Origin of the sequence: Kribbella ginsengisoli, from assembly GCF_039537185.1 — a bacterium.
Taxonomy (GTDB): Bacteria; Actinomycetota; Actinomycetes; order Propionibacteriales; family Kribbellaceae; genus Kribbella; species Kribbella koreensis.
The window spans coordinates 187,716-199,097 of sequence record NZ_BAABAA010000012.1 but is presented as its reverse complement, the minus strand read 5'-3'; the positions used below and the strand labels follow the sequence as shown (position 1 = coordinate 199,097).

The window sequence follows — 11,382 nt, the reverse complement described above, 5'->3', positions numbered from 1 at the left end:
CTTGAACACGCTACTTGGTGTTCAAGGTCGCCGCTCGGTGTTCAAGCCCACCGCCAGCTGTTCAAGCCCACCAGTGGTGGGCTTGAACATCGGATGGCGGGCGTGGACAAGCTATTTGGTGTTCAAGGTCGCCGGTTGGTGTCCAAGGTCAGCGGTTGGTGTCCGAGGTCACCGGTTGGTGTTCGAGTCGCCGGATGGTGGTCGAGCCCGCTGGTTGGGGGGCGAGGTCGCTGGGTGGTGTTCGATCTCGCTGGTGCTGGGGTTGAGGGGGTTAGACGGCGAAGGGTACTGCGTTGTCGGGTGGTTGGAGGTTGCCGGCGGGGTGGGTCCAGAGGTTGTTGCGTTCGAGGTGGGGGAGTACTGATTCGCCGAACCAGTAGGCCTCCTCCAGGTGGGGGTAGCCGGAGAGGATGAATTCTTCGATGCCTAGGGCGGCGTACTCCTTGATGCGGTCGGCGACTTCTTCGTGGCTGCCTACCAGGGCGGTGCCGGCGCCGCCGCGGGCGAGGCCGACGCCGGCCCATAGGTTGGGGTAGATCTCCAGGTCTTCGGCGGAGCCGCCGTGCAGGGAGAGCATGCGCTTCTGGCCCTCGGATTCGCTCTTGTGTAGGCCGGCCTGGACCTTGGCGATCGTCTCGGGCGGGAGGGCTGCGAGGAGGCGGCGGGCTTCGCGCCACGCATCCTCGGAGGTGTCTCGAGTGATGACGTGCAAGCGGATGCCGAAGCGCACGGTACGACCTGCTTCGGCGGCCAGTTTGCGGATCCAGCCGAGCTTCTCGGCGACCGCGGCGGGCGGCTCGCCCCAGGTCAGGTACACGTCGCTGCGGGCAGCCGCCACGGGACCGGCGGCGGCCGACGAGCCGCCGAAGTAGATCTGCGGCACGGGATCCGGCACCGACACCAGCCGGGCCTGCTCGACCCGCAGGTGCTCGCCCCGGAAGTCGAACGGCTCGCCGTGCTCCCACAGTCTGCGCACGATGGCCAGGAATTCGTCCGTACGCCGGTAGCGCTCGTCCTTGCTCAGGAAGTCCCCGAACGCCTTCTGCCCGGCCGGTTCGCCGCCGGTCACCACGTTGAGTAGCAGCCGTCCGCCGGACTGGTTCTGGAAGGTCGTCGCCATCTGCGCGGCCAGCGTCGGTGACATCAGCCCGGGCCGGAACGCGACCAGGAACTTCAGCCGATCCGTTGAATCGAGCAACGAAGCCGTCGAGAGCCAGGCATCGTCGCACCACAGTCCGGTCGGCGTGAGCGCGCCCTCGAAGCCGAGCTCCTCCGCCGCGGTGACGATCTGCCGGAGGTACCGAGTCGTCACCCGCCGGTCGCGGTGCACGACGTCGGCGCCGTGCCCGCCGCCGGTGATGTTGCGTGAGTCGCCGGAGGTCGGCAGGAACCAGTGAAAGGTCAGAGTCATCGGGCTGCTCCTGGGCGATGGGCTACTAAGTTCATGAGATTAGTTGACATAGCAGAGGGCGCTGGAGGCGTCTCGGATGGCGGGCGGCGGTGGTTGCCCGGAGTACAGACCAGGTGACTGGTGGTCCGGTGTTGACGGAGCCTCGGAAGGGGTCTTAGAGTCGGCGCTGTAAACGATTACAAGAACGATTACAGGAGGCTGCGTGAGCCGGCCGACGATCGCGGGAGTGGCTCGGGCCGCCGGAGTTTCGGTGGCTTCGGTGTCGCGGGTGCTGAACGGGCTGCCCGCGACCGAGGAGATGGTCGAGCGGGTCCAGCGCGCGGTCGAGGAGCTCGGGTATGTGCCTGACGCGCGGGCGCGGTCGCTCAAGGTCGGGCGGACCTTCCAGCTGACATTGGCGGTGGCCGACGTCGGTAACCCGGTCTACGTGACGATGATGCGCGCGGTCGAGGAGGTCGTCTCGGCAGCGGGGTATCGGCTGGTGGTGACCACGACGGGGCCGGATGTCGTCGACGAGGTCGCGCTGGTCCGGGGGATGGCTCGCGGGTACGCCGATGGGCTGGTGATCAGCCCGTTGCGGGTGGACGACGACCTGATCAAGTCGATCCGCGAGTGCGATGTTCCGGTGGTCGTCGCCGGTAACGTGCCGGCTTCTGCCGGTGTCGACACTGTGCGGGCGAACTCTCCGAAGGGGATGTTGCTGGCGGTCGAGCATCTGCTCGCGACTGGCCGGAAGCGGATCGCGTTCGTGAACGGTCCGGTGGACACGGTGCCCGGAACGGCACGGGCCAAGGGTTTCGCCGATGCGATGAAGGCGAACGGGCTGCGGCCGGTGGCCGAGGTTGAGGCGGTGGACTTCACGTTCGCGGCCGGCCGCGATGCCGGGGTGGAACTGCTGTCCGGGCTGGACATTGGTGTGCGCGGCTCCGGCGCGGAGGCGCGGGGTGGTCGGCCCGGCGCGGAGGCGCGGGGTGGCCGGCTTGATGCGGTGATTGCCGCGAACGATTTGCTTGCTGTCGGCATCATGCATGAGCTGGCGGCGCGCGAGCTCGTCGTACCGGATGACGTTGCGGTGATCGGGATGGACGACAGTGAGCTGGCGGAGCAGTGTTTTCCGCCGTTGACCAGTGTCAATCTCGGGTCTGCTGAACGTGGCCGGCGGGCTGCAGAGTTGCTGTTGGCAAGGATCGATGACGACACGCGCGCGCCGCGGCGGATCGTCGTACAGCCGACTCTGAGTGTGCGGAAGTCGACGCCATGAGTGCCGCGACCCTGACCGCGACCCCGGAGCAGCAGGCTCCCAAGAGCGGCCGGCCGAAGCAGAACAGGGAAGCGATCTTTCTGTTCCTGCCGGCGTTGCTGCCCGTTCTGTTGCTGAGTGTCTATCCGCTGATCCGCGGGATCGCGCTCGGGTTCACCGACGCTCGCGCGGGGCTGAACGTCGACACGAACTTCATCGGGCTCGGCAACTTCGGCAAGCTGCTGCACAACGGGCTGTTCTGGGACTCGTTCAAGATCGGGCTGATCTGGACGCTCTCGGTGACGATCCTGCAGTTCGTCGCCGCGCTCGGACTGGCCTTGCTGCTCAACACCAACCTGCGCTTCCGCGGCGTCGCGCGCACGCTCGCGCTGATCCCGTGGGCGATGCCGCCGGTGGTCGTCGCGATCATGTGGCGACTGCTGCTGCACCCGACCAACGGCCCGGTCAACGAGATCCTCCAGAAGCTGCACCTGACCGACCACCCGATCAACTTCCTCGGCGACTTCAGTACCGCGCTGCCGGCCGTGATCGTCGTCGGTATCTGGGTCGGCATGCCGATGACGACGGTCACTCTGCTGGCCGGACTCCAGGGCATCGACCGCTCCCTGTACGAGGCTGCCGCGGTCGACGGCGCGGGTGCGTGGTCGCAGTTCTGGAACATCACGCTGCCCCAGCTCAAGACGGTGATCGTCGCGATCACCAGCCTGGACATGATCTGGAACTTCAACTCGTTCGGCCTGGTCTACGTGCTCACCGCGGGCGGACCGGGCGGCAAGACGATGCTGCCGATGCTGTTCGCGTACAACGAGGCGTTCCGGTACGGGAACTTCGGGATGGCCGCGGCGATGGGTGACGTGATGGTCGTGATCATCATCGTGTTCCTCGCGTTCTACCTGCGGAACCGGTTGAGGAGCGAGGCATGAGAACGCGCCCCGCCGCCCGCGCGGCACAGTACGTCGCGGTGATCTGCTACCTGGTCTTCCTGGCGTTCCCGCTGTTCTGGCTGCTCTCGAGTTCGCTGAAATCGCCGAGGGAGTTCGCGAGCATCACCCCGTCGATCCTCCCGAAGCACCCGGATCTGTCCAACTACACCGATGCGCTGAGAGAGCAGGGCCTGGTCCACTCGATGTGGAACAGCCTGCAGATCTCGGTCGCGTCGACCGTGCTCGTCCTGGTCGTCTCGCTGCCGGTCGCCTACGCGCTCGCGCGGTTCCGCAGCCGGCTCCGGCCGATCACGAACGGCTGGATCCTGGTCAGCCAGGTGTTCCCGGTGATCCTGATCGTGATCCCGCTGTTCATGATCCTGCGGCCGCTGCACCTGACCAACACGATCCCCGGCGTGGTGATCGTCTACATGGTCTGGTCGATGCCGTTCGCGCTGTGGATGCTGCAGGGGTACGTCGCCGCGGTGCCGCGCGAGCTGGAGGAGGCGGCCTCGGTCGACGGCGCGAGCCGGGTCCGGACCATCGTGTCGATCGTGATGCCGCTGCTGCGGCCGGGGCTGATCGCGACCGCCATGTTCACCTTCATCTCGGCGTGGAACGAGTTCTTCTTCGCCCTGGTCCTGTTGCAGGACCCGCAACTGAAGACGCTGCCGCTGGTGCTCGCCCGGTTCGTCGGGGCCGAGGGCCAGGTCCAGTTCGGGCCACTCGCGGCGGCGTCCGTCCTGGCCACCGTACCGAGTCTGGTGTTCTTCGCTTTCCTGCAGCGCCGGTTGACCTCCGGCCTGCTGTCCGGCGCTGTAAAAGGCTGAGTTTTCCCCTGAGGAGATGCAATGAAAAAGTTAGTGACCGCGTTGCTGGCGGCAAGCGCTCTGGTGACGCTTGCGGCTTGTGGCGACAGCGATTCCGGTTCCGGCTCCGGTGACAGCGGGTCGACGGAGAAGGTGACGCTGAAGTTCCAGAGTCTGGCCTTCCAGAAGACGACCGTCGCCGCGACCAAGAAGATCGTCGCGGACTGGAACGCGGCCAATCCGAACATCCAGGTCGAGTACGTCCAGGGCAGCTGGGACTCGGTGCACGACCAGCTGGTCACCCAGTTCCAGGGGTCGACCGCGCCGGACGTGATCCAGGACGAGTCGGCCGACATCACCGGGTTCGCGAACCAGGGGTACCTCGCCGATCTCTCGCAGTACCTGAGTCAGGAGACGAAGGACGCCGTCTCACAGGGGGTCTGGGACACGGTGACCGTCAACGGCAAGGTGGTCGCCGCGCCGACGCTGCTCCAGTCGTACGTCGTGTTCGGCAACTCGGCGCTGCTCAAGCAGGCCGGGATCGCGACGACGGGCGAATCGCTCAGCTGGGACGACCTGCAGGCCAACGCGAAGAAGCTGACGGCCGGCGGGAAGTACGGGCTCGGCTGGGGTCTGAAGAGTCCGACCGCGACCGTGCTGAACCTCGGGATGAACTTCGACGGCGCCTTCTTCGAGGGCTCCGGGCGGGACGCGAAGGCGAAGATCGGGGACGCCGAGCTCGAGGTGCCGAAGCGGATCCACGCGATGGCCTACACCGACAAGTCGATCGACCCGACGTCGCTGACCCAGAGCGGGTCGGACGTGCTGCCGGGCTTCTTCGGTGGCAAGTACGCGATGATCGTCGGCGGCAACTATGCGGCCCAGCAGATCGTCGAGCAGGCACCGAAGGGCTTCCAGTGGGAGGTACTGCCGCCGCTGAAGGGCACGTCGGAGAAGCAGGCCGCGAACCCGCAGACGCTGTCGGTGCCGGCCGAGGGCAAGCATGTCAAGCAGGCCGCGCAGTTCATCGACTACTTCATGAAGGCCGACAACCTGGCCGCGGTCGGGCAGGGCGACTGGCTGATCCCGACCACGAAGGCGGCCCGGGACGCGATCGAGAAGGCGACCGGCGGCAAGGACGGCTGGACCCAGACGCTGGCCAGCGGCGAGGAGCTGACCAAGGCGCCGTTCCAGAGCGTGGAGAACTACCCGAAGTGGAAGGACCAGATCGCGACTCCGGCGCTGCAGGAGTTCCTCGCGAACAAGATCGATCTGGATGCCCTGGGCAAGAAGCTGAGCGATGGCTGGGGGCAGGTCAACAGCTGATGTCGGTGCTCGAAGAGAAGTCAGTGGGAGTCCTCGTCGGCTCGGCGGTCGGTGACGCGATCGGTGGTGCCGTCGAGGGCTGGACCCCGGAGGCGATCCGGGAACGGCACGGCGGCTGGGTGACCGGCATCGTCGGTCCGTGGTACGACGATTGGCGCAACGCGCGGCCGATCGCGCCGTACCACAAGGGCGATGGGCACATCACCGACGACACGTTGATGACGCATGCGCTGGTCGAGGTGTACGACGAGTTGCGGACGCATCTCGACGCGTACTCGATCGCGGAGTCGCTGGTGCCGAAGTTGCTGACGGAGAAGCGCTGGATTCCGGAGCTGGAGACCGAGGCGTTGCTGTTGCAGCGGGTGTTCCTGGCGGAGAAGTGGCTGGTGGCGCGGCTGCATTACGGGCATGTCGATCCGCGTGAGGCAGGGGTCGGGAACATCGTCAACTGTGGGGCGGCGATGTATGTGGCGCCGGTCGGGATCGCCAACGCGGGGGACCCGGCTGGGGCCTACGCGGAGGCGATCGACCTGGCTGGGGCGCATCAGTCGAGCTATGGGCGTGAGGCGGCTGGGGTGCTGGCGGCGGCGGTCGCGGCGGCAATGATGCCTGGGGCAACGGCTTCGTCGGCTGTCGCGGCTGCGTTGGAGCTGGCCAAGGACGGGACGCGGGCGGCCGTCGAGGCGGTGGCTGAGGCGGCGTCTGGATTGACCGACTGGGAGTCGGCGATTCCGGTACTGCGGGCAGCGGTCGAGCCGTTCGACACGGTCGGACCGGAGTACCGGAACCAGTCGCTCGACGCGCGGCGGCCGAGTCGGACGAAGGCGATCGAGGAATTGCCGGTCGCGCTGGGTTTCGTGCTCGTCTCGGGTGGGGATGTTCGGGAAGCCGTGCTGGGCGGCACCAACTACGGACGCGACGCCGACTCGATCGCGTCGATGGCGGGGGCGATCACGGGTGCACTGAGCGGCGCAGCCGGCGTACCGGCCGACTGGGCGTCGACGATCGCGGAGGCGAGCAAGACAGACCTGGAACAGCCAGGACGGGTGATGGCCTCCGTAGCGCTCGAGCTCCATCTGTCCGACGCCCGCCGCTTCGCTCACCGCACCGAAACGCTGGAGAGACTGACCACATGAGACTGACCTGGGTGCAACCAGAGGACCTCCTCCCGCACCAACTGGTCCAATCCACCACCGAAGGCGTAAACGTCACCGACATCTCCGCCCGGTGGGTCGCCGCAGGCGGTACTACGGAAGCCCCGGTCTCCGGCGCCTCCGACAACCCCGCCGCCCCCGAGCTGCGAGCCCTCGCCCGCGAACTACTCGACGAACTGGACACCCGCTTCGCGGGCTGGATCGCTCCCGAGATCCCGCAGCTTCCCCTGCTGAGCAGCGCGCAGCGCGCGCCCCGCGGTCGCGGGGGAGCGGGCGCCGAGAGCCCTGCTGTTCCGGCCGCGCCGGCAACAAGTGCCCAGGACGCCCACGCCGCGCTGCCCGGCCCGGGCCGGGCCCAGACGTCTGCGACCGCAGACGCCGGCGAGCCGGCCACGGCGCGAAGCGCCGTAGGCCGAGGTAGCTCGGGGCGGCATGGCGATGCCTCGCCCTTCAGCATGCACTCCCAGTCCGCCGCCCACGAGCCGGCGGAGCCGGCGAGTGGGCGGGTGTTGGACGCTTGGTTGGGGCGGGCGGCGGGCAATCTTCTCGGGAAGCCGGTGGAGAAGATTCCTCGGGAGGGGATTCGGGAGATTCTCCAGAGCTCGGGGCAGTGGCCGTTGCGGGAGTACATCACCGCGGTCGGAGTGCCGGACGAGGTGTTGGGGCGGTGGCCGTGGAACAGGCGGTCCAAGCCGACCAGTCTTCGGGAGGTCATCGATGGGATGCCTGAGGACGATGATCTGAATTTTGCGATCCTCGCGTTGCAGCTGGTGGAGCGGCATGGGGATGAGTTGTCGACCGAGGACGTGGCTGCGGCTTGGCTGAGTGATCTGCCGGCTGGGCGGGTGTTTACGGCTGAGCGGGTGGCGTACAGGAACTTGCTGGACGGGGTGGAGCCGGGGCGGGCGGCGCTCGTCAGGAATCCGTTCCGGGAGTGGATCGGGGCTCAGATTCGGACGGATGTTTACGGGTGGGTGCGGCCGGGGGATCGGACGGCGGCGGCTCGGTTGGCGTTGGTGGATGCTCGGTTGAGTCATACGGGCGCGGGAGTGGACGGGGCGCTGTGGGTGGCGGCGATGTCGGCTGCGGCGATGGTGCTCGACGATCCGGTTGAGGTTGCCGAGGCGGGGCTGGGGGTGGTTGACCCCGCGAGCGAGTTGGCTAAGGCCGTGCGATTTGGGTTGGGGCTGGCTGAGACACCTCTGGATGATGCGTTGGACGCGTTGCACGCGGAGTACGGGCACCTGCATTGGGTGCACTCGGTGAACAACTCGGCGCTGACCGCGTATGCGTTGACGGCGCCTGACTTCGCGACCGGGATCGGGCGTGCGGTGATGGGCGGCTGGGACACGGATTCGGCCGGCGCGACGGTGGGTGCGGTGCTTGGCGCGGTGCTCGGCGTTCCGGCAGAGTGGTCCGAACCACTCGACAACCGGCTGGCAACCAGCCTGCCCGGCATGAACCAGGTGGCGATCACCGACCTCGCCGCGCGCACGGTGGCAGCGCAGACGGTGGCAGCACGGCCAGACGGGGTACAGGAAGGCGTAGCACCGGCAGACGGGGTGCAGGCGGGCGTAGTACAGGTGGATGGGCAGTCGGTGGCGGGAGGGAAGGTGGAGGGGCGTGGCTGAGGTCGTAGTCGTGGGGAGCGCGAATGTGGACCTGGTGCTGGCGGTCCAGCGGATTCCACGGCCCGGCGAGACGCTGCTGGCGAGTGATCTGACCCGCGGCCCGGGCGGCAAGGGCGCCAACCAGGCGGTCGCCGCGGCCCGCGCAGGCGCCTCGACCTCGTTCGTCGCCTCGCTCGGCGCGGACGACGGCGGCGCGCTGCTCCGCGAAGCGCTCGAAAGCTCCGGAGTAGACCTCTCGCTCGTCTCCACCTCCGGCAGCCCGACCGGTACGGCGATCATCACCGTCGCCGCCGACGGCGAGAACTCGATCGTCGTCGCCCCCTCCGCGAACGCCGACCTGAAGCTGTCCGCCGAGGCATCGACCGGAATCAGCCAAGCGAAAATCGTCCTTTCCCAGCTCGAGATCCCGCTCTCCACGGTCCAGGCGGCCGCCGAAGAGAGTGCGTACTTCATCCTCAACGCGGCCCCCGCGACTGACCTGTCCGACGAGCTGCTCGCCCACGTCGACCTCCTGGTGGTCAACGAGACCGAGGCCGAGGCGATCGCCGGCAAGGACTTCAACGACCTGCTCACCCGGGTACCGGCCGCCGTGGTGACGCTCGGCGCCGACGGAGCGGTGATTCTGTCCCGGGATGCCGCGGAAATTCGTATCCCGGGCGTGTCGGTCGAGGTCGTCGACACCACCGCCGCCGGGGACACCTTCTGCGGGGTGCTCGCCGCGACGTTGGCTGCCGAGTCAACTACACCCCGCGACCTGACGAATGCGGTCCGACGCGCTAACGTTGCTGCTTCATTGAGTGTTCAGACCGCGGGGGCGATCCCTTCGGTGCCTCACGGGGAAGCAATCGACGCGCGCCTTGCGGAGGTATACCTGTGAACCCCCTCGAGCCCAGGCCGATCGATCAGCCCGCGAGGGTCGATCTCGGTCTGCGTGCCGATCTGGCCTTCCTCGACGACGCCAAGATCCTCGGCGCCCCCGACGACCCGACCGACCTGCCCCGCTGGCGCGGCAAGCTGGCCGAGTGGCTGATGGGCGCCTACGACCGGACGGCGTACGACGGCGGCCTGCACTACGAGGTGCCCGGTCGCGAGTGGACCCAGACGGCGTACTCGGTGGCGCTCGTCTGGCTCTGGGACGACCAGCTGTACGACGTCGACGCGGGCGTCTTCACGCCGGAGAAGTTCGTCCAGCACGGGATCGACGACTTCGGCGGGTACGACGCGGTGGTGCTCTGGCACGCGTACCCGGTGATCGGGATCGACTCGCGCAACCAGTTCGACTTCTATCGCGACGTGCCGGGCCTTCGGGAGCTGGTCTCGAAGCTGCATGACCTCGGGCTGAAGGTGTTCTTCGACTACAACCCGTGGGATGTCGGCACCCGTCGTGCCGCGCGGCCGGATGGGGACGAATTCGCTGCCCTGGTTGCCGAATTCGGTGCTGACGGCGCCTTTCTCGACACGTTGAAGGAGGCTGACCCGGACTTCACCCGGCCGCTCAAGCGGGCCAACCCGGCGATCGCCTTCGAAGGCGAGTCACGGTTGCCGTTGGCAAGGATCAGCGACCACGCGTTGTCCTGGGCACAATGGTTCGCCGACACCCGGGCGCCCGGCGTACTGCGGGCGCACCTGTTCGAGCGCCGGCACATGATGCACCACACCCGCCGCTGGAACCGCGATCACAGCGATGAGTTGCAGTCCGCGTGGGTGAACGGTGTCGGCATCCTGGTCTGGGAGTCGGTGTTCTCGGCGTGGGTCGGCTGGAACGCCCGCGACCGGTCGACGCTGCGCCGGATGGTCGCGGCGCAGAGAGCGTTCTCTCCGGTACTGATCGGTGGCGACTGGATTCCGCTGACCCCGGAGATCCCCGACAAGGCCCGTGAGCACGGCGTTTTCGGGTCGCGGTTCGAGTTGGCCGACATCACCTTCTGGACGCTGATCAATCGCGACGACGAGGACTTCGAGGGCATCGTGCTGCGCTCGGAGGATCAGGTTGGCGACTGGTACGACGTGACGTCGGGCGTGCCCATCACGGCGGATGACGACGGCGTGCACCTCGTCGTACCGGGGCGTGGAGTGGCTGGGATCGTGCGCGTCGGGGCGACGGCCGGGCAGGAGTGCCGGGCGACCGCGCGTCGGCTGGGGACGATGTCGCGGCCGCATGTGAAGGATTCGGCGTTCCCGATGTCGCCGGCTGTGCGGGTTGCCGTTCCGGAGGTTTCTGGCGCGTTTGTGGGTGACGTGGTCGAGGTGCCGGCTGGGGAGCACTCGCTGACGGTTCGGCACCGGCGGCGCGAGACGGGTCTGTACGACCAGGCGCCGTACGTGGAGGAGTGGAAGCCGTTGCCTCCGCGGCTGCATGACATCCAGACGGTCACGCGTCAGGTGACGCTCTCCGGGGTGTCGGTGGCGGTGCGCGAGGTGAGCAACGCGGAGTACGCGGAGTTCCTTCGCGCGACCGGATACAAGCCGAAGGTGGCGAATCGGTTCCTCGCGCACTGGGTCGATGGCGCGCCTGTCGCCGGTACGGAGGATCAGCCGGTCACGTACGTCGATCTGCCGGACGCGCGGGCCTACGCGGCCTGGCGTGGGGGTCGGCTCCCGACCGAGGACGAGTGGCAGGTTGCGGCCGGACTGGACCGGTTCACCCGCTCTGAGCCGCTGGTCTGGAACCTGACCGAGAGCGAGCACCGCGACGGGCGCAGCCGGTTCTGCATTCTCAAGGGCGGCTCGTATTTCGTTGCCGAGGGCTCCGATTGGTACGCCGACGGCGGGCCGCAGGATCCGGAGGTCAGCTTCAAGCTGGTGCTCACCGGTGGCGGGCTGGACCGCTCGGAGACCATCGGTTTCCGGTGCGCGGGATGACACCT

At 67.8% G+C, this 11,382-nt stretch carries 9 protein-coding genes; 8 read left to right on the top strand and 1 reads right to left on the bottom strand.

The features are described from left to right. Positions 1 to 271: 271 nt before the first annotated feature. Complete coding sequence (locus ABD768_RS33175) at positions 272 to 1,411, bottom strand: LLM class flavin-dependent oxidoreductase (protein ID WP_344847374.1); 1,140 nt, start codon at positions 1,409 to 1,411, stop codon at positions 272 to 274. A gap of 202 nt (positions 1,412 to 1,613) precedes the next feature. Between ABD768_RS33175 and ABD768_RS33170 the strand changes: the two genes are divergently transcribed. The 8 genes from ABD768_RS33170 to ABD768_RS33135 are packed head-to-tail and all read left to right on the top strand — an operon-like array spanning position 1,614 to position 11,377. Further along, positions 1,614 to 2,672, top strand: coding sequence for a LacI family DNA-binding transcriptional regulator (locus ABD768_RS33170; RefSeq protein WP_344847372.1), 1,059 nt, complete (start codon positions 1,614 to 1,616; stop codon positions 2,670 to 2,672). Next, complete coding sequence (locus tag ABD768_RS33165) at positions 2,669 to 3,595, top strand: carbohydrate ABC transporter permease (protein ID WP_343966311.1); 927 nt, start codon at positions 2,669 to 2,671, stop codon at positions 3,593 to 3,595. The genes ABD768_RS33170 and ABD768_RS33165 overlap by 4 nt, the downstream gene beginning before the upstream one ends. Beyond that, the gene (locus ABD768_RS33160; RefSeq protein ID WP_344847369.1) at positions 3,592 to 4,425 is read left to right on the top strand and encodes a carbohydrate ABC transporter permease; all 834 of its coding nucleotides are present in this window, start codon (positions 3,592 to 3,594) and stop codon (positions 4,423 to 4,425) included. The genes ABD768_RS33165 and ABD768_RS33160 overlap by 4 nt, the downstream gene beginning before the upstream one ends. 21 nt (positions 4,426 to 4,446) lie before the next feature. Further along, a complete protein-coding gene (locus tag ABD768_RS33155) occupies positions 4,447 to 5,730 on the top strand; it encodes an ABC transporter substrate-binding protein (protein WP_344847367.1) in 1,284 nt (427 codons plus the stop codon). Continuing rightward, on the top strand, positions 5,730 to 6,866 hold the full coding sequence (locus ABD768_RS33150) for an ADP-ribosylglycohydrolase family protein (protein ID WP_344847365.1): 1,137 nt from the start codon (positions 5,730 to 5,732) through the stop codon (positions 6,864 to 6,866). Before ABD768_RS33155 ends, ABD768_RS33150 begins: the two co-directional genes overlap by 1 nt. Then, positions 6,863 to 8,515, top strand: coding sequence for an ADP-ribosylglycohydrolase family protein (locus ABD768_RS33145; RefSeq protein WP_344847358.1), 1,653 nt, complete (start codon positions 6,863 to 6,865; stop codon positions 8,513 to 8,515). The genes ABD768_RS33150 and ABD768_RS33145 overlap by 4 nt, the downstream gene beginning before the upstream one ends. After that, the gene (locus ABD768_RS33140) at positions 8,508 to 9,392 is read left to right on the top strand and encodes a ribokinase (protein WP_344847356.1); all 885 of its coding nucleotides are present in this window, start codon (positions 8,508 to 8,510) and stop codon (positions 9,390 to 9,392) included. The genes ABD768_RS33145 and ABD768_RS33140 overlap by 8 nt, the downstream gene beginning before the upstream one ends. Continuing rightward, positions 9,389 to 11,377 (top strand): SUMF1/EgtB/PvdO family nonheme iron enzyme, encoded by a 1,989-nt coding sequence (locus tag ABD768_RS33135; protein ID WP_344847354.1) that lies wholly within the window; start codon positions 9,389 to 9,391, stop codon positions 11,375 to 11,377. The genes ABD768_RS33140 and ABD768_RS33135 overlap by 4 nt, the downstream gene beginning before the upstream one ends. The last annotated feature ends 5 nt before the right edge of the window (positions 11,378 to 11,382 follow it).

Bases quoted from the DNA above. Each gene is read 5' to 3' on its own strand.
- ABD768_RS33145 (WP_344847358.1), top strand. From the start codon at position 6,863: ATGAGACTGACCTGGGTGCAACCAGAGGACCTCCTCCCGCACCAACTG.
- ABD768_RS33160 (WP_344847369.1), top strand. From the start codon at position 3,592: ATGAGAACGCGCCCCGCCGCCCGCGCGGCACAGTACGTCGCGGTGATC.
- ABD768_RS33165 (WP_343966311.1), top strand. From the start codon at position 2,669: ATGAGTGCCGCGACCCTGACCGCGACCCCGGAGCAGCAGGCTCCCAAG.
- ABD768_RS33155 (WP_344847367.1), top strand. From the start codon at position 4,447: ATGAAAAAGTTAGTGACCGCGTTGCTGGCGGCAAGCGCTCTGGTGACG.
- ABD768_RS33150 (WP_344847365.1), top strand. From the start codon at position 5,730: ATGTCGGTGCTCGAAGAGAAGTCAGTGGGAGTCCTCGTCGGCTCGGCG.
- ABD768_RS33175 (WP_344847374.1), bottom strand. From the start codon at position 1,411: ATGACTCTGACCTTTCACTGGTTCCTGCCGACCTCCGGCGACTCACGC.